The organism is Kribbella kalugense, from assembly GCF_004365875.1.
GTDB classification, from domain to species: domain Bacteria; phylum Actinomycetota; class Actinomycetes; order Propionibacteriales; family Kribbellaceae; genus Kribbella; species Kribbella kalugense.
Map to the genome: position 1 here is coordinate 163,820 of NZ_SODF01000004.1, position 19,221 is coordinate 183,040.

The 19,221-nt window shown below is 67.6% G+C and carries 20 protein-coding genes; 7 read left to right on the forward strand and 13 right to left on the reverse strand.

What is annotated here, in order from left to right:
* Positions 1 to 16: 16 nt before the first annotated feature.
* From EV650_RS38115 to EV650_RS38130, 4 genes are all read right to left on the reverse strand, one after another.
* Entirely contained in the window at positions 17 to 1,288 is a 1,272-nt protein-coding gene (locus tag EV650_RS38115; RefSeq protein WP_134124103.1) for an MFS transporter, read from the reverse strand.
* The gene (locus EV650_RS38120; protein WP_134124104.1) at positions 1,285 to 2,487 is read right to left on the reverse strand and encodes an amidohydrolase; all 1,203 of its coding nucleotides are present in this window, start codon (positions 2,485 to 2,487) and stop codon (positions 1,285 to 1,287) included. The genes EV650_RS38115 and EV650_RS38120 overlap by 4 nt, the downstream gene beginning before the upstream one ends.
* Before the next feature lie 61 nt (positions 2,488 to 2,548).
* On the reverse strand, positions 2,549 to 3,184 hold the full coding sequence (locus EV650_RS38125; protein WP_134124105.1) for a GntR family transcriptional regulator: 636 nt from the start codon (positions 3,182 to 3,184) through the stop codon (positions 2,549 to 2,551).
* 116 nt (positions 3,185 to 3,300) lie between these two features.
* Positions 3,301 to 3,789: a pyridoxamine 5'-phosphate oxidase family protein gene (locus EV650_RS38130; RefSeq protein ID WP_134124106.1), complete on the reverse strand. Its 489-nt coding sequence runs from the start codon at positions 3,787 to 3,789 to the stop codon at positions 3,301 to 3,303.
* A 79-nt stretch (positions 3,790 to 3,868) separates the two neighbouring features.
* Between EV650_RS38130 and EV650_RS38135 the strand changes: the two genes are divergently transcribed.
* Both EV650_RS38135 and EV650_RS38140 read left to right on the forward strand, forming a co-directional pair.
* Positions 3,869 to 5,731, forward strand: coding sequence for a hypothetical protein (locus EV650_RS38135; RefSeq protein ID WP_238174747.1), 1,863 nt, complete (start codon positions 3,869 to 3,871; stop codon positions 5,729 to 5,731).
* Between the two features lie 65 nt (positions 5,732 to 5,796).
* Positions 5,797 to 6,783 (forward strand): sigma-70 family RNA polymerase sigma factor, encoded by a 987-nt coding sequence (locus EV650_RS38140; protein WP_134124108.1) that lies wholly within the window; start codon positions 5,797 to 5,799, stop codon positions 6,781 to 6,783.
* 14 nt (positions 6,784 to 6,797) lie between these two features.
* Here the strand turns inward: EV650_RS38140 and EV650_RS38145 are convergent, their stop codons facing one another.
* The 4 genes from EV650_RS38145 to EV650_RS38155 form a co-directional block, all read right to left on the reverse strand.
* Positions 6,798 to 7,505, reverse strand: a complete 708-nt coding sequence (locus EV650_RS38145) for an isocitrate lyase/PEP mutase family protein (RefSeq protein ID WP_134124109.1) — start codon at positions 7,503 to 7,505, stop codon at positions 6,798 to 6,800.
* A gap of 10 nt (positions 7,506 to 7,515) precedes the next feature.
* Complete coding sequence (locus tag EV650_RS38150) at positions 7,516 to 7,977, reverse strand: carboxymuconolactone decarboxylase family protein (RefSeq protein ID WP_134124110.1); 462 nt, start codon at positions 7,975 to 7,977, stop codon at positions 7,516 to 7,518.
* A 71-nt stretch (positions 7,978 to 8,048) separates the two neighbouring features.
* Positions 8,049 to 8,186 (reverse strand): hypothetical protein, encoded by a 138-nt coding sequence (locus EV650_RS40580; protein ID WP_166678423.1) that lies wholly within the window; start codon positions 8,184 to 8,186, stop codon positions 8,049 to 8,051.
* Positions 8,187 to 8,295: 109 nt separating this feature from the next.
* Complete coding sequence (locus EV650_RS38155; protein ID WP_134124111.1) at positions 8,296 to 8,952, reverse strand: TetR/AcrR family transcriptional regulator; 657 nt, start codon at positions 8,950 to 8,952, stop codon at positions 8,296 to 8,298.
* Positions 8,953 to 9,096: 144 nt separating this feature from the next.
* Between EV650_RS38155 and EV650_RS38160 the strand changes: the two genes are divergently transcribed.
* The 5 genes from EV650_RS38160 to pdxR are packed head-to-tail and all read left to right on the forward strand — an operon-like array spanning position 9,097 to position 14,033.
* Positions 9,097 to 10,086, forward strand: coding sequence for an NAD(P)-dependent alcohol dehydrogenase (locus EV650_RS38160; protein WP_238174748.1), 990 nt, complete (start codon positions 9,097 to 9,099; stop codon positions 10,084 to 10,086).
* Positions 10,083 to 10,982 carry an ABC transporter ATP-binding protein gene (locus EV650_RS38165; protein WP_134124112.1) on the forward strand — a complete coding sequence of 300 codons (900 nt, stop codon included), beginning with the start codon at positions 10,083 to 10,085 and terminating at the stop codon, positions 10,980 to 10,982. The genes EV650_RS38160 and EV650_RS38165 overlap by 4 nt, the downstream gene beginning before the upstream one ends.
* Positions 10,979 to 11,782, forward strand: coding sequence for an ABC transporter permease subunit (locus tag EV650_RS38170; protein WP_134124113.1), 804 nt, complete (start codon positions 10,979 to 10,981; stop codon positions 11,780 to 11,782). The genes EV650_RS38165 and EV650_RS38170 overlap by 4 nt, the downstream gene beginning before the upstream one ends.
* Positions 11,783 to 11,802: 20 nt before the next feature.
* The gene (locus tag EV650_RS38175; RefSeq protein ID WP_134124114.1) at positions 11,803 to 12,645 is read left to right on the forward strand and encodes an SDR family oxidoreductase; all 843 of its coding nucleotides are present in this window, start codon (positions 11,803 to 11,805) and stop codon (positions 12,643 to 12,645) included.
* Positions 12,646 to 12,656: 11 nt separating this feature from the next.
* Positions 12,657 to 14,033 carry a MocR-like pyridoxine biosynthesis transcription factor PdxR gene (gene pdxR, locus EV650_RS38180; protein ID WP_134124115.1) on the forward strand — a complete coding sequence of 459 codons (1,377 nt, stop codon included), beginning with the start codon at positions 12,657 to 12,659 and terminating at the stop codon, positions 14,031 to 14,033.
* On the opposite strand, the gene EV650_RS38185 is transcribed toward pdxR, so the two are convergent.
* The 5 genes from EV650_RS38185 to kdgD all read right to left on the reverse strand — a co-directional run bounded on the left by EV650_RS38185 (position 14,030) and on the right by kdgD (position 19,201).
* Positions 14,030 to 14,956, reverse strand: coding sequence for an FAD-dependent oxidoreductase (locus tag EV650_RS38185; RefSeq protein WP_134124116.1), 927 nt, complete (start codon positions 14,954 to 14,956; stop codon positions 14,030 to 14,032). The two genes, pdxR and EV650_RS38185, sit on opposite strands and share 4 nt — an antisense overlap.
* Before the next feature lie 27 nt (positions 14,957 to 14,983).
* Complete coding sequence (locus tag EV650_RS38190; protein ID WP_134124117.1) at positions 14,984 to 16,075, reverse strand: esterase-like activity of phytase family protein; 1,092 nt, start codon at positions 16,073 to 16,075, stop codon at positions 14,984 to 14,986.
* A gap of 70 nt (positions 16,076 to 16,145) precedes the next feature.
* A complete protein-coding gene (locus tag EV650_RS38195; RefSeq protein WP_134124118.1) occupies positions 16,146 to 16,970 on the reverse strand; it encodes a M55 family metallopeptidase in 825 nt (274 codons plus the stop codon).
* Entirely contained in the window at positions 16,971 to 18,290 is a 1,320-nt protein-coding gene (locus tag EV650_RS38200; RefSeq protein WP_238174749.1) for an enolase C-terminal domain-like protein, read from the reverse strand.
* Entirely contained in the window at positions 18,287 to 19,201 is a 915-nt protein-coding gene (kdgD, locus tag EV650_RS38205) for a 5-dehydro-4-deoxyglucarate dehydratase (RefSeq protein WP_134124119.1), read from the reverse strand. Before kdgD ends, EV650_RS38200 begins: the two co-directional genes overlap by 4 nt.
* Positions 19,202 to 19,221 lie beyond the last annotated feature (20 nt).

Genomic DNA, 19,221 nt, shown 5'->3' on the forward strand with positions numbered 1-19,221 from the left:
CTCCTCCAGAGGAAGCTCACGGAGTCACGGTAGTTCTTTCGGTCCCGTGGTTGTGGTGGTTGCCGCCGTAGCGGAGGAGCGCCGGTGTCCAGATGGCCAGAGCTGCGACCAGGACGACGAGCAGGAGGGCGCTGACGAAGGTGGTGACGTCGACGCCGTAGTGCTCGGCGAAGGCGCCCAGGGCCAGGGACGCGACCGGCATGATGCCGATGGCAAGCTCTTGTACGCCGAGGGCGCGGCCGTGGAGCGATTCGTCGGTCGTCATCAGGAGCAGCGTGGTCTGCAGTACGCCGAACGCCGCGCTCAGCACGCCGATCCCGGCCATCAACACGAACGACGCGATCCGATTGTGGGACAGGCCGAACACGGACCACAGCGTTCCCCACGCAGCCGTGCCGACGATGAACATGCCGCCCTTGAAGCGGAAGTCGCCGAGCCACGCGATCACCAGCGAGCCGGTCAGACCGCCAACGCCGGCGCAGGTCAGCAGCCAGCCGAGGCCTGCGGCGTCGAGCCCGAGCGACTCCTGAGCGAACACCGGCATGAAGGACTGCGCGATCGGCCAGACCAGAGTGTTCGCGGCCAGGGTGATCAGCAGAACCGTTGTGGCCAGGCGGTTCCGGGCGATCTCGCGGAGTCCGCTGGTGACCATCCGGATCGCCGAGCCGGTGTGTTCGCCGACCACTCGGCCGTACTCGCGCAACGGCAGCAGCATGACCAGCGAAATGGCATACCAAAATGTCGAGACCCACAACGCGGCCGGTGCGCCCAGACCGTTGATCATCAGGCCGCCGACCGCAGGCCCGATGACCTGCGTCATGTTGAGAGCCATCGAGTTGAGGGCGTTGGCGTTGCTGAGGTTCTGCCGTCCGACCAGGTCGAGCACGAGCGAGGCGCGCGCCGGCTGGGACGGCGACTGAGCCAGCCCGATCGCGAACCCGCCGAGCACCAGCACCCAGTACGACGCTCGGCCGAGCGACGCCAACGTGGCCACGGCACTGACCGCGACCAGCGCCCACGAGGCCGCGATGATCAGCAGCCGGACCCGGTTATGCCGATCCGCGAACGCGCCCGCAAACGGTCCGAGCAGCAGGGGAGCCAGCCGTACCGCGGTGAACACCGCGACCAGGAAATCGGAGTGCGTCGTCTCGTACGCGAGCCAACCGAGCACGAGGGTCTGCGTCCACACACCGCCGAAGAAGAACAGGTTCGAGAACCAGAACAGCCGGAACGGCCGGTTGTCCCGCAGCGAGCCGATCGTCCTCGTGACCAGAGCGCCTGTACTCACACCTGGAGTTCGCCGTCGTGTACGACGACCTGTCCGCCGGCGATCACCAGTTCACGACGCGGCGCGCGGACGAGTGCGTCAGGCGCGTTCTCGGCATCGAGCAACACGATGTCCGCGCGTGCTCCGGGCGTGAGGCCATGGTTCTCCCGATGGACGAACGCCGCGCCATACGTCGTTGCGAGCTCGACGGCGTAGGTGAGGTCCTCGTCGGTGCGCAGTCCGTGCAGGCGGGCGAATCCGCGGGCGACCTGGAGCAGATCTCCATCGCCGTACGGCGACCACAGGTCGCGGATCCCGTCGGTACCGAGGCCGATCGCGACTCCCGCCGTACGCATCTCGCGCCAGGGCAGCGGTGCCGAGTTGACCGGAGCGACCGTCGTCCACGAGATCCCGGCCGCGCCGAGCTGGTATACCATTTCCGTCCGTCGTGCTGGGGCCAGCTCGCCGAGGGCGAAGCCGTGGGACACGTTGACCTTGCCTGCAAGGCCGGCCTGTCGGGTGCGCTCGATGATCAGCTCGTACTGGAACGCGCCGAGGTCGCCGCGGTCGTGCAGGTGGATGTCGATCCCGACGCCACGCCCTTCGGCGATCTCGAAGAGTGCGTCCAGTTGGCCGACCGGGTCGCGGTCGATCGACGCCGGGTCGAGTCCGCCGATGCTGGTCGCGCCTTCGGCCGCGGCCTTGTCCAGCAGCTCGAGTACGCCGGGACGCCGCAGTACGCCGTCCTGCGGGAATGCGACGATCTCGACCTCGACGGCATCGCCGAGCTCGGCCGCAGCCTCGCGAACGTTCGCGATCCCACGCAGGCCGACGCCGAGATCGACGTCGACGTGGGTGCGGGTGGCCGTTGTGCCGTGTCGCAGGAACTCACGCAGAACGGCGGTCGCGCCAGCCACGCTTGGGATGCCGTACTTGTCGCGCTCGGCACGCTCGTGCGCGATCCGGCCCTGGGTGGTCGGCTCGCCGCCGTACGACACCCATGGCTGGCCCCACCAGCTCTTGTCGACGTGCGCATGCGCGTTCACGAAGCCCGGGAGCGCGAGCAGCCCGCGACCGTCAACAACCTTCTGGTCTGCCGCTTGGGATCCGGCGGCTTGGGTTCCGGTGGGGGTGATTTCTGCGATCACACCGTCGACGATCGCGACGTCGACCGGGTCACCGCCCCACGGGCGCACGTCGGCAAGCAGCAAGGAGGTCATGTCGAGAATGGTATACCAAACTGATGCGACTACTGATTTCAGGCGGGAACTCGGTATACCGTCAGTCCCTCCCGCGGCTGCTGCGGAACAGGACCTCCGACTGCTCGAGGTGTTCGCTCGCAAGCCGCTCGGCCTCGGCGACGTCGCGATTCGCGATCGCGGTGTACAGATCGAGGTGCTGGCCGGCGACCGCGATCAGATCGTCGTGCTGGGCCAGCAGCCAACGCATCCGGCTGCGCAGCGGGCGTTCGATCTCGATCAGCAGCTCGTTGGACGCCAGCTCCGTCACGAGCTCGTGGAAGTCGGCCGCCTTCCGCCGGGCGACCACGGCGTCGTGCGACCGCGCGGCGGCGAGCTGTTCGTCCAGGGTCTGCCGGAGCCGATCGAGCCCCTCGCGGGTACGGCGTTCGGCCGCGAGCCGGAACGTGAGCGGCTCGAACGCGGTCCGGACCTCAGTCAGGTCCGCGATGTCGGAATCGGTAAACTTCCGGACGACCGCCCAGGATCGGGGTCGCAGCGTCACGAGACCTTCGCTGTCCAGGACCTTGAGCGCCTCCCGAACCGGCACCCGACTGACGTCGAGCGCAGCAGCCAGCTCCCGCTCGACCAGCCGTTCGCCCGGCGGCCGGACCCCGTCAAGGATCTCGCCCCGCAGCCGGCGGGTCACCCGCCCGGTCTCAGACTCCCGATCGTCCATCAACGCTCCCCGAGTTTGGTATACCACCCAAGGATGCCGCACTCGCTGATTAGGCTCACCGGGGGTAAGGGCCCCCCGAGTCGCGCGCCGTGACGAACGGCTGGTCCGGACGCAGCTCAGCTGGCGCTCTTCTCCTTGATCAGGTCCTCGACCGCCTTGGGGATAGTGGTTTCGAAGTCGAGGAGTTTGGCCCAGGTAGGGGTGATGGTGATGACCGCCATCTCGTCGTACAGGGCCTGGACGCCGGCCGCCCATTCCGGGTACTGCTCGTCGGTCATCACCTTGTGGCCGGCGGTCAGGTAGCCCTCGGTGACGCCCGGGACCAGTTCGACGGTGGCAGTGCCGCGGATCAGCAGGGCCTTCGGCGGGAAGGCGCCGGTGTCGATGGTGATCGCGACCTTCGGGTTCTTGCGGAGGGCGGCGACCTTGGCGGCCTTGGGCACGGTCGCCATCACGATCTGCTCACCCTCGGTCCAGAAGCCGATCGGGATGACGCGGGGGTCGCCGTCCAGGCCGTCGTACGCGAGGCGGGCCGGTTCGCGGCCGTTGAGGAGTTCCTGGGCGTACGGCTTGGCGAGGATCTCGGCGATCTGCTGCTGGTTCATGAGGTGTCCAATCTGAGTAGGTTCTCATGATGGGGACGGAGCCGTCGGAGGGTTCTCGACATCGATAGGTTGGCGAATCGTGGAAAGTTTCGGATTCGGTCCAGGCGCGGTCCAGGTCGACGACGACGGCGCGGTCGCTCAGGTGCTGCACCCCGACGGGCGGCGCGTGCTGCTGGACAACGGTGCGGTGCACGACAGCCTGCATGCCTGGGGCAAGGGATTCGTCATCACGGACCGCGCGGCATACCGTTTCGACAGCCCGGCGTTCACCCGTTGGCGTAGCAGCGGCATCGACCTGATGTACCGGTTCGGTGACCTGGAGCTCCGCGTCGGCCGTCGCTTCGGCGAGCAGTGGACCGAGACCTACGAACTCCGCAACACCGGCAACGACACCATCGAGATCGGCTCCCTCGCGATCAGTACGCCGTACCGCGACGTCTACACCTCGAGCCGCGAGAGCCTCACTGGCGCGGTGCATGCGCACGTATGGACGGGCGGGGCGGACGCCTGGGTCTGGGCGGTGCCGATGGACGGCAGTGGACCGGGCCTCGGTCTGCAGCTCAAGGAAGGCGAGCTCTGGGCGTACTCGGTCGAGTCCCGCGAGCCCGGCACGAGCAGCAACATCCGCGGGCACATCTACCTCCACGTCACCGACCACGCCCGCGCGCCGCACGCGATGGGAGGCCAGCCGGCCATCACGCTCGAGCCGGGATCGTCGTATCGGTGGACCTGGCAGCTCGCTTGGTATACCGATCTGCCCGCCTTCCACGCGGATCGTCAGCCACTCATCGGCGCCGACCGCCTGGCTGCCGAGGTCGGCGAGACGATCACGCTGCACGACGGCACCGAGGTCACCAGCGCCGAGCCGGGCATCAAGTACGTCGAAGCACCCAACGGCAAGGCACGGATCGCGGTCCTCTTCCACGAACCGCTCCAGCAGATCGCCGAGCGCCGGGTCCGCTTCGTCCTCGATCGCCAACGCCGCCCCGAGCTCGCCGATAGCCGCAAGTACGCGTTTGTGCCGTACGACAACGAGAGCGGTCTCACCGTCCTATCCAGTGCCTGGCGCGACTGGTCCGACGCACGCGAGCGAGTCGGCATGGCCCTTCTGCTCCAGGAGGTCCGCGACCGCGGTTGGGGCGACCGAGCCGAGTTGGATGAGGCACTCGCCGGTTACGAGCAGTTCGTCCGCGAGTACCTGCTCGACGAAACCGGCACGATTCAGGACGACAGCATCCACCAGGACGCCGTACGCCTCTACAACTTCCCCTGGTTCGCCCGCTTCCTGCTCGGCCAAGGCGATCGCGCCGGAGCAACACGCATCCTCAACCGGTACTACGAACTCGGCGGCGACCACTTCCTCGCGTTCGACCTCGGTCCGCTGCTGAGCGAACTCGGCCTCCACGATCACCTCATCCGGCACGCCAAGACCTTCATCGGGTACGGCGACGAGCTGCCGCCGCACGAGGTCAACTACGAGCAGTCGATGGTTGCCCCGCTCCTCGAGCTGCTCGTTTTGGCATACCAAATTGCGCCGGACCAGATCGACGGGGCCGAACTAACCCGCCGGCTGCCCTGGTTGACCGCGTTCGCGGCCGACCAACCCGATGTACGGCTGCGGCATGTGCCCATCCGGCACTGGGACGGCTACTGGTTCGGCCGGCTCCGGTTGTGGGGCGACGTCTTCCCGCACTACTGGTCCGCCTTGAGTGCGGTCGTGTACGCCGCTTGGCCGCGTGAACTCGTCACGCCCGAACAAGCCGCCTGGCTGGACACGGCCCACCAAGCGATCCTCCGCGCGAACCTGGTCAGCTTCAACGCGGACGGATCGGCGACCTGCGCGTTCGTCTACCCGAGCTGCGTGAACGGCCAACCTGCCCACGTCGCCGACCCGCTCGCCAACGACCAGGACTGGGCCCTCGTCTACGCCCTGCGAAACTGAGCGATCAGTTCGGCCAGTCGCCGGTGTCAGTACGGGTGTGAGGACAATGACGACGGAGGTGTCTCATGCCGGACGACCTGCTCCAGCGTGCGCGGGAAGGTGACCGAGAGGCGTTCGCGGCCCTGGTCGAGCCGCAGCGCGGGGAGTTGCAACTGCACTGCTACCGGATGCTCGGTTCGTTGCAAGACGCCGAGGACGCCCTGCAGGAAACGTTGCTCTCGGCATGGATCGGGCTGAGCGGATTCGAGGGACGATCATCGGTCCGCACCTGGCTCTACCGGATCGCGACCAACCGCTGTCTCAACGTCTTAAGGTCGTCGTCGCGGAGACCAGTGCCGGCCGCACCCCTTCCGGTTCCCGTGCCGGAGCCTTATCGGTCCGGTGAAGTGCTATGGCTGCAGCCCTATCCCGATGTCCTGCTGGACGGTATATCGGATCAGTTGCCCGGCCCGGAGTCGCGATACGAGTCCCGTGAAGCGATCTCGCTCGCGTTCGTGACCGCAGTACAACTGCTTCCGCCGAATCAGCGTGCCGTCCTGCTGCTACGCGACGTACTGGGTTATCGGGCCAAGGAGACCGCGGAGTTGCTCGGCCTCACCGAGGCCGCGGTCAACAGTGCGCTTGCTCGCGCTCGGGCGACGATGGATGCGACCGACCGAGAGCCTGGAGTCGGCGGTGCTGAGGAGCGTGAGCTGACCGACCGCTTCGTCGAGGCGTTCGCCGCGCAGGACGTCGATGCGCTGGTCGCACTGATGACGAGCGATGCGTGGGTGCGGATGCCGCCGCTTCCGTTCGAGTACCACGGTATCGAGGCCGCGCACCGGTTCTTCACCGCGCTCGCTGCGCACCAGCGGCAGATCGTGGCGATGGTTCCGGTCGGCGCGAACGGTCAGCCCGCTTGGGGTGAGTACATCCGCGATCCGGTCACCGGCGGCCTGCACCTGATCGGGGTGCTGGTGATCGGCATCGCCGGCAACCGAATCCACGACATCGTCCACTTCGAAACCACGGTCGCGCCGTACTTCGGCCTACCGCGAACCCTGGACAACTAGCCCAAGGTCGACCGCTAGCCCAACGTGAGCAGCAGTTCTTGCAGCTTTGCCATCACGTAGGCATGCAGGCTGGTCCCGTACGAGATCCGCGTCGCACCCGCGGCCGCAAGCTCCGCCGGCGTCGGTCCACCCGGCGCAGCATGCCCATTGATCGGCCCACCAACGGCCGACGCCACCTGAGCGAGCTGGTCGACCGGAGCCATGATCGGGTAGACGCAGTCGACTCCGGCGCGACGGTACTCGCGACCCCGTCGTACCGCCTCCGCGACCGGATCGTCGATAGGCCGGATGAACGTGTCGACCCGCGCGTTGATCACCAGCTCAGCACCCGCAGCCGCGCGTACTTCGGCCAAGTAGTCCGCCTGCTTAGCCACGTCGACCAGTGCGCCGCCGACCGAGTCCTCCAGGTTGCAACCGACCGCGCCGGTCTCCAGCAACCGCTCCGCGAACTCCTTTGCAGACAAGCCATATCCGGCCTCCATGTCCGCCGTGACCGGTACGTCGACCGCCCGCGCGATCCGGGTCACCGCGGCGAACATCTTCTCCGCCGGGGTCAGCTGCCCGTCGTCGTACCCGAGGACGCGGGCGACCGCCCCGCTGCTGGTGGCAACAGCGGGGAAGCCGGCCTCGGCGACCAGGCGAGCACTCACCGGGTCCCATGCGTTCGGCAGGACCAGGGGAGTGCCGCCGTGGTGCAGCGCTCTGAACAGTTCGGCAGTCATCGCTGTGACCTCACGGCTTGTAGTGGCCGGGTTCCATCTTTCCGCTGACCCCGACCCGGGTCCACATGTTGATGGTGATGATCAGGGCGATGAGCTGCGCCAGCTCCTTCTCCTCGAAAGCCTGCGCCGCGACCTCGTACACGTCGTCCGGCACGTGGTCGACGCTCACCAGCGTGATCGCCTCGGCGAGCTGCAGCGCCGCCTTCTCCTGGTCGGTGTAGAAGTTCTTCGCCTCGCGCCAGACCGGGAGCAAGGTGATGCGCTGCTGCTGGTCGGTGCCGAACTGCAGCAGGTCGAGCGAGTGCATGTCGGTGCAGTACGCACAGCCGTTGATCTGTGAGGCCCGGATCCGCACCAGGTGCGCCAACTTGGGGTCCAGCCCCTCGTCGGACACCCGGTCCAGCTCGATCATCGCCTTGTAGAAATCCGGGACCAGGGTGGCGAGCTTCACTCGCCGCGTCGTTGAACTCATGCCTCTACGCTATGACCGGATCGGCCCAGCCACCTGGTCCACTTCCCACAGAGATCCGTGGGCCAATGCGATCAGGCCCGGTTGCGGCGTACCAGATTGCGCAGCTGGGTCCAGGTGCTGCGCATCGTGCGCGGCGCCCGCTTCTTCAGCGGCTTCATCAGCTCGTCGACGGGCGACGGCGGCTCGACAGGAGTCTCAGGTACGGACATGACGTTTCCCTATTGGGAGGGCCGGTTTGGCTGCACCACGAGGTGGGATGTCGTCGTTTCCGGAGCTACGGCCACAGTACGCCTGTCTGGACCGGAAAGCGCCGTCCGACTAGGTCAGGGATGCGCTGAGGGCATCGAGGATGAGGTTGAGGCCGAAGTCGAATTCGTCGCCGAAGTCGTAGCCGGATTTGGAGTAGAAGTCGGTGGTCATCTCGGCGAGATGCGGGTAGTCGCCGGTGGTGAACTGCTCCATGATCGACTCCGCGACCGGCGCTACTGTGTCCGGGCCATCGAACGGGAGTCCGGCTTCCTGGAGTGCGAACCCGTACGTATAGCTGTCGATCAGGGCGTAGGCGTGGGCGGTCATCTCGAGCGAGAAGCCGGCTGCTCGCAAGGTCGCGAGTACTGCGTCGTGGTGGCGCAAGGTCGCCGGGCCGGGACTGGTGCGCGACTCCATCAGCCCGATCGCCCAGCGGTGTTGCCGCAGTACTTGCCGGGCCGAGGCAGCGCGCCGGCGCAACTCAATGCGCCAGTCGCCGTCGGGTGACGGCAGGTCGATCTCGCTGAAGACCACATCGACGATGCCGTCGAGGATCGCCTCCTTGCCGGCCACGTGGTAGTAGACCGACATCGGCTTCGCGCCGAGCTCCTGGGCGAGCGAGCGGATCGTGAGTGCCCCGATCCCGCCCGCATCGGCCACTTCGACCGCGGCGGTCAGCACTCGCTCGCGGCTCAGCCGTGGGCGTCCGTTGGTGGGCTCAACCATTCGCACTCCCGGACCGTAGCACTTTCGTACAAAGTACGTTACCTTGGCCGTACTTAGTACGAAAGTGCGAAAGTGTGAAAGGCCATCGGCGCTGGGGGCTCCGAGATCCAGCAGACGCTCCAGCATCAACAGGGGGGAACACCAATGGCCATCACCACCACGACCACCATGCGGGCGATCGTGCAGGACAGGTACGGCGAGGCCGACGTCCTGCAACTCCGTCAGATCGCCCGGCCCGAGCCGGCCGCGAACGAAGTACTCGTCCACGTGCACGCAGCCGGTCTCGATCGCGGCACCTGGCACGTGATGACGGGTACGCCGTACCTGCTCCGCCTCGCGTTCGGACTGCGCGGCCCGAAGAACCCTGTGCCCGGACGAGATGTCGCCGGCACCGTCGAGGCCGTCGGGTCTGCGGTGACCAAGTTCGCCGTCGGCGACGAGGTGTACGGCGTCGCGCCCGGATCGTTCGCCGAGTACGCCGTGACTGGTGAGGACAAGCTTGCCCACAAGCCGGCCAACCTCTCCTTCGAGCAGGCTGCCGTTGTCCCGGTCTCGGCGCTCACCGCACTGGATGCGTTGACCACCGGCCGGGTCGAGTCCGGCCAGCACGTTCTGATCATCGGCGCATCGGGTGGCGTCGGCAGTTACGCCGTACAACTGGCCAAAGCCTTCGGGGCTGAGGTGACCGGAGTCGCAAGCACTCCCAAGCTCGATCTCGTACGGGCGCTTGGTGCCGATCACGTCGTCGACTACACGCACGAGGATTTCGCGCAGACCGGCACTCGCTACGACCTCATCATCGACATCGCCGGCCGGCCCACGCTGGCCCGGCTGCGGCGCGCGCTCACGCCCAAGGGGACGGCCGTCATCACCGGCGGCGAGGACGGCGGCAGCTTCAGCGGCGGCATGAACCGGCAGTTCCGCGGACTGATCCTCTCGCTGTTCGTCGGCCAGCGGTTCACGTTCTTCATCAACAAGGAACGCGCCGCCGACCTCGAACGACTCACCACGCTGATCGAGACCGGCAAGGTTGCCCCGAGCATCGATCGCACCTACTCGCTGGACCAGGTCCCGGACGCGATGCGCCACCTGACCAGCGGCCAGGCTCGCGGCAAGATCGCGATCACCGCATGATCACCGTTGAGAGACTCACGAAGAAGTACGGCAACACGCTCGCGGTCGACGACATCACCTTCACCGCCGCCGCGGGCCGGGTGACCGGATTCCTCGGGCCGAACGGGGCCGGCAAGTCGACCACGATGCGGATCATGGTCGGCCTCACCCGGGCCACCGCCGGAACCGTCACGATCTCCGGGCGGAAGTTCGCCGACCTGCCCAACCCGGGACTCGAAGTCGGCGTCCTGCTCGACGCGTCCGCACAACATGCCGGCCGGTCCGGCCGCGAGATCCTGACTCTGGCGCAGCGCCTGATGGGTCTGCCGAAGGCCAGGGTCGAGGAGATGCTGGAAGCCGTCAGCCTCACTCCGGACGAAGCTTCGAGGCGAGTGGGGGAGTACTCGCTCGGCATGCGTCAGCGGCTCGGCATCGCCACCGCCCTCATCGGCGACCCGGAGGTACTGATCCTCGACGAGCCCGCGAACGGGCTGGACCCGGCCGGCATCCGCTGGATGCGCGACCTGCTCCGCGGGTACGCTGATCGTGGCGGAACCGTCCTGCTGTCCTCGCATCTGCTGCATGAGATCGAGGTCATCGCCGACGACATCGTGATGATCGGCCACGGCCGGATCGTCTCCCAAGGCGCCAAGACCGAGCTCTTGCACGCGGCGGGCACCCTCGTTCGCGCCGTGGACCTGGCCCGGCTCGAGCAAGCGTTGACGGATTGGGGTCTGACTGTCAGCCCCACCGGCGACGGCGCGCTGTGGACCGACGCCGACGCCGCACTCGTCGGGACGGTGGCGCTCGAATCGGGTATTGCCCTCACCGAACTGCGGGCCGCAGAAGGCGCCGGCCTGGAGGAGATGTTCCTCGAGCTCACCTCCACGACCCAGCGCGAAGGAGCACCGGCATGACCGCCGTCGCAGTAGAAGCAGTCCAGCCTCGACGAGTCGGCGTACGCCCGGTCCCGATGACCCGGATCATTGCCGTCGAGCTGCGCAAGATGTTCGACACTCGATCGGGCTTCTGGCTGATCGCCAGCATCGCGATCACCGCCGTACTCGCCGCCGTCGGCGTGATCCTGTTCGCCGCGGACGGCCAACTCACCTACTCCACCTTCGCGACCGCGATCCGCTTCCCGGTGGTGATCATCCTGCCGCTGGTCGCGATCCTGGCTGTCACCAGCGAATGGAGCCAGCGCACCGGCCTGACCACGTTCACGCTGATCCCACACCGCGGCCGGATCATCACCGCCAAGGCGATCTCGTCGGTCGTCATCGCGATCGCGGCGATGGCGCTGACCTTCGCGGTCGGTGCCCTCGGCAACCTTCTCGGCGCCGCCGTCACCAGCAGCCCGCTGGTGTGGGACGTGACGATCACCCAATGTCTGTACTACGTCCTCGGCATGGTCCTGAGTCTGCTGATCGGGTTCATGCTGGGCGTCCTGATCCGGGCCTCGATCGGCGCGGTGGTGACGTACTTCGTCCTCACCTTCCTGCTGCCCACGATCTTCAGCCTGCTGGCGGCCGGATCGCATTGGTTCCACGACGTACAGCCCTGGGTCGACATCCAGTTCGCGCAGAGCGGCCTGTTCGTCTTCGACAAGTCGCTGACCGGCGAGCAGTGGGCCAACATCGGCGTCACCGGGATCGTCTGGCTCGTCATCCCACTGCTGATCGGGCTCCGAATGGTGATGCGGGCAGAGGTCAAGTGACTCCCAAACACAAAGGTGCGATGGCCGCCCGGACCGTGCTGGTCACGGGCGGCACCGGCGGCATCGGCAAGGCGACCGCCGCCGGCCTCGCTGTCCTCGGCGCCCGTGTCGCGATCACCGGTCGCGACCGCGGGCGGGCCGAAGCTGCCGCAGCCGAGATCCGTGCGACGACCGGCGGCCAGGTGGACGTGTTCGTCGCGGACCTGTCCTCACAGGCAGCGGTACGGCGATTGGCCGCCGACGTACTCGCGCTCCTGCCCCGGATCGACGTACTGATCAACAACGTCGGCGGCTACTGGAACACTCGGCACCTCACCGCCGACGGCTTCGAGCGGACCTTCGCGGTCAACCATCTGGCGCCGTTCCTGCTCACCCGGCTCCTGCTCGATCGGCTCGGCGAAAGCGGGCCGGCTCGCGTGGTGACGGTGTCCTCGAACGCACACACCGCCGGCCGCATCGACTTCGAGGATCTGCAGGGGGAGCGGTCCTACTCCGGTGAACGCGCTTACAGCCAGTCCAAGCTCGCCAACGTTCTGTTCAGCAACGAGCTGGCCAGGCGGTTGAAGGGAACCTCCGTCACCGCCAACGCGCTGCATCCCGGCGTGGTGCGCACGTCCTTCGGCGCCGAGGACCCGAGTGGCGTGCAACGAGTGATCGTGCCGGTACTGCGGCCTTTCCTGAAGTCGCCGGGTAGGGGTGCCGTCACCTCGATCCAGCTCGCGTCGGGGCCGAGTCTCGCTCGGGTGTCCGGACAGTACTTCGTCAACGGCAAGCCCAGGGCGTCCTCGGCGCGCAGCTACGACGAGGGCGACGCGAGGCGGCTCTGGGAGATCAGCGACGAACTGGTTGCAGGCCCGCGATAAAGTCCGGTCTTATGGAGGATTCCGATGCGGTCGGGGCGGATCTTCATCTCGATCTGGCCGCGGCGCGGGGACGGAACGAGCTGGTCGAGGCCTTGCACGACTCGATCCGGACCGGCCGGTTGCCGGCCGGGACGCGATTGCCGTCGTCGCGGTCGCTGGCGAAGGACCTGGGCATCGCCCGGAACACGGTCGCGGACGCCTATGGGCAGTTGGTCGCCGAGGGCTGGCTGACCGCTCGACAGGGGTCCGGCACGGTCGTCGCCAACCGGGTCAACACACCGGCGACCGCCGTACCGGCGTTGCCTGAGGCAAGGAATTTTCGGTACGACCTGATGCCGGGGTCGCCCGATGTGTCGACGTTCCCGCGGGGTGAGTGGCTGGCCGCGGCCCGGAAGGCGTTGCTCGCGGCACCGAACGAGGCGTTCGGGCTCGGCGATCCACGCGGCCGGATCGAGCTGCGGCGGGTGCTCGCGGACTACCTGGCCCGGGCTCGCGGCGTACGCGCGGATCCGGAGCGGATCCTGATCTGCTCGGGGTACGTGCAGGCGTTGAGTCTGCTGAGCGAGGCGATCAAGTCGCTCGGCGGTACGACGATGGCGGTGGAGGAGTTCGGGTACGACCTGCACCGGGACGTGATCCGGGCGCGTGGGCTGGAAGCGGTCGCCGTGCCGGTGGACGAGTTGGGCGCGGAGACTTCCAAGCTCACCGGGCAGGGGGTGCTCTTGACGCCGGCGCACCAGATGCCGACGGGCGTGCCGTTGGCGCCAGAGCGTCGCACCGCTGCCGTCGAGTGGGCGCGGGAGTCGGGGGCGGTGCTGATCGAGGACGACTACGACGGCGAGTTCCGGTACGACCGGCAGGCGGTGGGGGCGTTGCAGGCGCTCGATCCGGAGCGTGTCGTGTACACAGGGACGGCGAGCAAGAGTCTGGCGCCCGGTCTCCGGCTGGCCTGGATGGTGTTGCCGCAAAGGCTGATCGAGGCGGTCGTCGCAGCGAAGCGGACCGCGGACTTCCAGACTGCGACGCTGGACCAGCTGGTACTCGCGGAATTCATTGCCTCCGGCCACTATGACCGGCACGTCCGTCGCTCCCGCCTGCACTACCGGCGCCGCCGCGACCGCCTGGTCGAACTCCTCGCTGTCCGCGCCCCAAACGTCGAGGTCGCCGGCATCTCGGCCGGCCTGCACGTCCTGCTCGACGTACCAGGCGACGCCGAGGACATGGTCGCCCGCGCCGCCCGCCAGGGACTCGGCCTGGCCAGCCTCTCCACCTATCACTTCAACCCGACGCCAGCGACCCGCCAGGCAGTCATCGTCGGCTACGGCACTCCACCCGACCACGCCTACCCCGGCGCACTGGACCTGCTCTGCCAGGTCCTCGGCGTTTAGAGGTTCTGGACGAGTTCGAAGACCTCGTCGGCGCAGCCCCAGGAGAGGGTGACGCCGGAGCCGCCGTGGCCGTAGCAATGGATGACTGGTTCGCCGGTCCGGGTACGGACGAGTTCGCAACGGATCGTCGGCCGAGCCGGGCGGAGGCCAACGCGCTGGCGGATGATCTTCGCCTTGCGGAGTTGGGGAACCAGCTCGGAGGCACGGGCGAGGATCTGCTCCGAGGTCTTGGGGTCGACAGCCAGGTTCCAGTCGTCCGATTGCTTGGTGCCGCCAACGACCACGTCGTTCTCCCGCGGGATCACGTACGTCAGCTCCTCGGGCGTGCGATCCGCGAGCAGCCAGTCGGTCAGACCGCACGGCTCGACCGTCATCACCTGACCGCGGACCGGCGTCACCGTCGGGTCGCTCGCCGTCAGCCGCGCACCGAGCCCGGTGCAGTTCACGACCAGATCGGCGCCGGTCGGCAGCGCGGACAACGCCGCCCGCGTCAACGTCCCGCCGGCCTGCTCGAGCCGCTTCACCAACGCGGGCAGGTACGCCGGCATGTCGATCACCGGCGCCGTGAACGACCACCCGTCCACGAACCCGGCCGGCGGCGACCCCAGCCGGGTGAGATCAGGCAGTACGTCGGCCCATCGTGGATCCGGCGTCCGTTCGGTCAGGAACTCGCGCCCGTGCCGCAGCCGCACCGACGGCTCGATCTCCGCCAGCTTCGAGAACTCCTCGTACGACGTCCGGGACCAGTCGGCGACCCGGTCCTCCGGTGCCGACAGGTACGGGTACCAGATCGCGGCCGCCACCGACGACGTCGTCTCCAACGGCAGGTCCCGGGCGAACACGGCCACCTCGTACCCGCCCTCGGCGAGCCGGATGGCACAGCTCAGCCCGATCACGCCGGCACCGACCACGATCACGCGCATTCACACAGTGTTACGCAACCACTGTGATCACGCCAGGCGGACTGCCAGCGAGTAGAAGCGGGTGATCTGCGTGGCGCCGTTGTTGTCGTCCGACATCAGGTAGAGCTGCCGCCGGCCACCGGGCAGGTAGCCACCGAGCGCGAGCGCCTCGACGTTGTCCAGCAGCGGATTCGGCTGCGGCTGCTTGGCAACGGCACCGGACGGCGGGCAGTTGACCAGGTCGAACAGCAGCTTCTTCTGCAGGAACGCCTTGTCCGGGGCGTCCGCCAGCGAGGCCAGCTTGGTCACGTCCGTCGGTCGGCGTACCGAGACGGTGAAGACCCGGATCGTGTTGCCGACGCCGGCTGTGAAGGTCCGCTCCATCGACACCAGTTCCGTCGGGCTTACCCACGCAAGCTCGACGAGGGCGAGTCCCGGGTCCGGCTTGTAGGCGTACTGCGCGATCGGCCGGTACGCGTGGCCGGGCAGACCGAAGTACCGGATGATGCGGTTCCGGGTGCGGCCGTCGGCGTCGGTGCCGTCCGGGGCGAGCGGGCCCTCCATCCCGGCGAACAGTGACAAGCCGTCCCGGCTGACCGCCAGCGACTCGAAGGTCGCGTTGCTGGTCGCCTCACCGGCGGGCGCGACCTGGAAGCGGGCCGGCACCGGCAGTTCGCCGATCTGCTTGCCGTCCGACAGCCGGAAGCGCCGGATCGACGGCTCCCGCTCGGAGGTCGCGAGGATGGTCCGGTCGCCGCGCTCGACGACGAGTCCCTCACCGTCGAAGTCGCCACCGTTGTACGGCGTACCGTCCGGGCGCTTGAGGATCGTCATCCCGTCGACGCGGACCGAGGTCGGCTTGCTGTTCACCTTGAGGTCGAACACCCGGGCCGGCGTGGTCGCGACGTTGTCGACGAGTGCGAGCGCGCTGTGCGGTCCGGTGACGTTGAGTGCCGACAAGCCGGCCACCGGCTGGCCGTCGAACGTCGTCTTGTCCAGCGCGTCGCTGAATCCGAGGAACGACGCGTCCGGCGAGCACGCGCTTCCGCTGCCGTGCTTGGGGGTCGTGGCCGACGCCGTCAGCGTCGTGGTGAGAGCGGTCAGAACTACTGCAGCGGCGAACGGCTTCTGCCAACGCATTTCAGGCTCCTAGCAAGAGACGACGGCTCCGATCAAAACCCATCCCGCACAACAGCAGTTGAACGCCCGGTTACTCGCTCACGCCGCGACTCAGCAGCACGATCGCGATGAAGGTACGGAACAACTGCAGCGGGTCATCATTGCGCAGGGCAACGACCTTCTCCTCGCGCCGCTCGACGGTGCGGAGCTCGCAGGCCAGCTCGGCGAACGCCCGACTGTGGAACCGTACGGTCAGCTCGGCCGGCAGCGCGATGCTTGGCACGTTGATGTCACTCAGCCTCGCCAGCGCCCGCCGGGCACCGTCGTGGATGAGCTCGCGGGCGCGCTCCGGATGCACCGACAACGCGGCGTTATGGGATACCGAGTCCTTCACGACGATCGACTCGATCTCCGGGCAGAACGGCTGCGCTTCGTCGATCGTGACCCGATCGCCCGAGATCAGTACGACGGGAACGCCATGAGCCAGCGCGACGAGCGCATTGACGCCGGCCTCACCGGTGATCGTGCCGTTCAGGCGGACCTCGGCGATCGCCCGCATGTTGTACGTGTGATGCAGCACGGACCCGGTCGACCCTGCCGACCCGTGGTACGAGACGAAGAAGGCTGCGTCGAACGAGTCGTCCAGACCTTGCATCATGTACAGCGGCTTGTGCTTGCCGGACAGATAGCTCGCGCGACCGTGCAGCTCGTCGGGGCGGAGGTTCTGCATCGTCGAGTGCGAGTCGTTGACCAGGAACTCGGTCCCGCCCGCGGCCAGCGCGCCGTCGATCGCGGCGTTCACTTCGGCCTGCAGCTGCCCGCGGTAGTACTCGTACTCCTGGCCAGGCCCGCGACACTGACTCCAGTCGACGACCCCCGCCGTACCCTCCATGTCTGTTGACAAGAAGACCTTCATCTAGCGCACCATACATGGCCGTTTCGGGTCGAACTCCCAGTCCTCGATCAGGTACTGCATCGCGATCGCGTCGTTGCGCGCGCCGAGACCGTGCTCTAGGTAGAGCTCGTGTGCCGCGGCCAGAGCTTCGCGGTCGAGTTCGACACCCAGACCGGGATGCGTGGGTACGGCGATCTGGCCGCCGGCGATCTGGAGTGGCTCCTTGGTGAGCGCCTGACCGTCCTGCCAGATCCAGTGCGTGTCGAGCGCGGTGATGTCACCGGGCGCGGCCGCCGCGACCTGGGTGAACATCGCCAGCGAGATGTCGAAGTGATTGTTCGAGTGCGAACCCCAGGTCAGCCCGAAGTCGTTGCACAGCTGCGCGACCCGCACCGAGCCGGCCATCGTCCAGAAGTGCGGGTCGGCGAGCGGGATGTCGACCGCGTTCATCCGGATCGCGTGCGCCAGTTCGCGCCAGTCGGTCGCGATCATGTTGGTCGCCGTCCGCAGGCCGGTATACCGCTTGAACTCGGCCATCGTCTCCCGCCCGGAGAACCCGGACTCGGCGCCGCACGGATCCTCGACATACGCGAGTACGTCGTCCAGCCCCGAGCAGACCGCGATCGCTTCGCGGACCAGCCAGGCGCCGTTCGGGTCGACCGTGATGCGGGCGGCCGGGAAGCGTTCGTGCAGCGCGCGGACCGCGTCGATCTCCACGTGCGGATCGAAGACCCCGCCCTTGAGCTTGAAGTCCGCGAACCCGTACCGCTCCTGCGCGGCCTCCGCCAACGCCACGACCGCCTCGCCTGTCATCGCCGGCTGCCGCCGCAACTGCGACCACCGATCGTCACCCTGATCCGTCGCATAAGGCAAATCGGTGCTTGAGGTGTCGCCGACGTAGAAGAGGTAGCCGAGCACCGGGACGGTCGTGCGTTCCTGTCCATCACCCAGCAGCTCAGCGATTGGTATACCAAGGTGTTGGCCGAGGAGGTCAAGGAGTGCGGACTCGAGCCCGGTCACGGCGTGGACCGTGGTCCGGAGGTCGAAGGTCTGCAGGCCGCGGCCACCCGCATCGCGGTCGGAGAAGGTCGAAGAGATCGAGCGGAGGAGGCTCCGATGCTCTGCGAGGTTCCGGCCGATCAGGAGCCCCGCGGCCTCGCGGATCGTGGCGGCGATTTTCTCGCCGCCGGGGACCTCGCCCAACCCGGTATTGCCCGAGCTGTCGGTGACGATCACGACGTTGCGGGTGAAGAACGGACCGTGTGCGCCGCTCAGGTTGAGCAGCATGCTGTCGTACCCGGCGACAGGTACGACCTCGACGGACGCGACGGTCGGCCTCACTTAATCTTCCCGATCAACTCGGTCAGCTGCGCCAGTTCGTCATCCGTCAAGTCCTGCAACGGCGGCCGCACCGGCCCGGCCGACCGCCCGATCGCCTTCACGCCGGCCTTGACGATCGAAACGGCATACCCTTTCGTCCGGTCGCGGATGTCCAGGTACGGCAGCACGAACTCGTTCAGCTTTTGGTATACCGAAGTGCGGTCCTGCGCGACCACGTCCGCGTAGAAGTCGAGCGCGAACTCGGGGACGAAGTTGAAGATCGCCGACGAGTAGGTGCTGTACCCGAGCTGCAGCAACGGCAGCGCGAAGGTCTCGGCCGTCGGCAGCCCACCGATGTACGTGAGCCGTTCGCCCACCCGTGCGTACGTCCGCGTCATCATCTCGACGTTCCCGACGCCGTCCTTCAGGCAGACCAGGTTCGGGTTCCGGTCGGCGAGCTCGGCGACACTGACATCGGTCAGGATCGCGTTCGCCCGGCTGTACACGGTCACGCCGAGGCTCGTACTCCGGCATACCGCCGACACATGCTCGATCAGCCCACGCTGCCCAGCCTCGGTCAGGTACGGCGGAAGCAGCAACACCCCATCAGCACCAGCCGCCTCGGCCGCCTGCGCTCCGGCGACAGCAGTCGCGGTCCCACCGGTCGCCGGCGCGATCACCGGAACGCGGCCGTCGACCTCCGAAACAGCCGCCCGTACGACGGTGTCGATCTCGGCCGTGGTGAGCGAGAACCCCTCGCCGGTCCCGCCCGCGGCGAACAGGCCCGCGACGTCGTACTGGCTGAGCCAGGAGAGGTGCTCGCGGTACGCGGTCTCGTTGAAGCTCAGGTCCGGGTGGAAATGCGTGACGGGAAACGAGAGCAGACCGGTCTTGAGCTGAGCGGCGAGCTCGGCGGGGGAATAGTGGGTCACGTTGGCCAGCGTAAGAAGGT

What these genes read in the sequence shown, in the direction of transcription:
- EV650_RS38190 (WP_134124117.1), bottom strand. Translation starts at nt 16,075, where the DNA reads ATGCGTTGGCAGAAGCCGTTCGCCGCTGCAGTAGTTCTGACCGCTCTC.
- EV650_RS38170 (WP_134124113.1), top strand. Translation starts at nt 10,979, where the DNA reads ATGACCGCCGTCGCAGTAGAAGCAGTCCAGCCTCGACGAGTCGGCGTA.
- EV650_RS38160 (WP_238174748.1), top strand. Translation starts at nt 9,097, where the DNA reads ATGGCCATCACCACCACGACCACCATGCGGGCGATCGTGCAGGACAGG.
- EV650_RS38140 (WP_134124108.1), top strand. Translation starts at nt 5,797, where the DNA reads ATGCCGGACGACCTGCTCCAGCGTGCGCGGGAAGGTGACCGAGAGGCG.
- EV650_RS38185 (WP_134124116.1), bottom strand. Translation starts at nt 14,956, where the DNA reads ATGCGCGTGATCGTGGTCGGTGCCGGCGTGATCGGGCTGAGCTGTGCC.
- EV650_RS38130 (WP_134124106.1), bottom strand. Translation starts at nt 3,789, where the DNA reads ATGAACCAGCAGCAGATCGCCGAGATCCTCGCCAAGCCGTACGCCCAG.
- EV650_RS38175 (WP_134124114.1), top strand. Translation starts at nt 11,803, where the DNA reads ATGGCCGCCCGGACCGTGCTGGTCACGGGCGGCACCGGCGGCATCGGC.
- pdxR (WP_134124115.1), top strand. Translation starts at nt 12,657, where the DNA reads ATGGAGGATTCCGATGCGGTCGGGGCGGATCTTCATCTCGATCTGGCC.
- EV650_RS38125 (WP_134124105.1), bottom strand. Translation starts at nt 3,184, where the DNA reads ATGGACGATCGGGAGTCTGAGACCGGGCGGGTGACCCGCCGGCTGCGG.
- EV650_RS38165 (WP_134124112.1), top strand. Translation starts at nt 10,083, where the DNA reads ATGATCACCGTTGAGAGACTCACGAAGAAGTACGGCAACACGCTCGCG.
- EV650_RS38155 (WP_134124111.1), bottom strand. Translation starts at nt 8,952, where the DNA reads ATGGTTGAGCCCACCAACGGACGCCCACGGCTGAGCCGCGAGCGAGTG.
- EV650_RS38120 (WP_134124104.1), bottom strand. Translation starts at nt 2,487, where the DNA reads ATGACCTCCTTGCTGCTTGCCGACGTGCGCCCGTGGGGCGGTGACCCG.
- EV650_RS38195 (WP_134124118.1), bottom strand. Translation starts at nt 16,970, where the DNA reads ATGAAGGTCTTCTTGTCAACAGACATGGAGGGTACGGCGGGGGTCGTC.
- EV650_RS40580 (WP_166678423.1), bottom strand. Translation starts at nt 8,186, where the DNA reads ATGTCCGTACCTGAGACTCCTGTCGAGCCGCCGTCGCCCGTCGACGAG.
- EV650_RS38150 (WP_134124110.1), bottom strand. Translation starts at nt 7,977, where the DNA reads ATGAGTTCAACGACGCGGCGAGTGAAGCTCGCCACCCTGGTCCCGGAT.
- EV650_RS38145 (WP_134124109.1), bottom strand. Translation starts at nt 7,505, where the DNA reads ATGACTGCCGAACTGTTCAGAGCGCTGCACCACGGCGGCACTCCCCTG.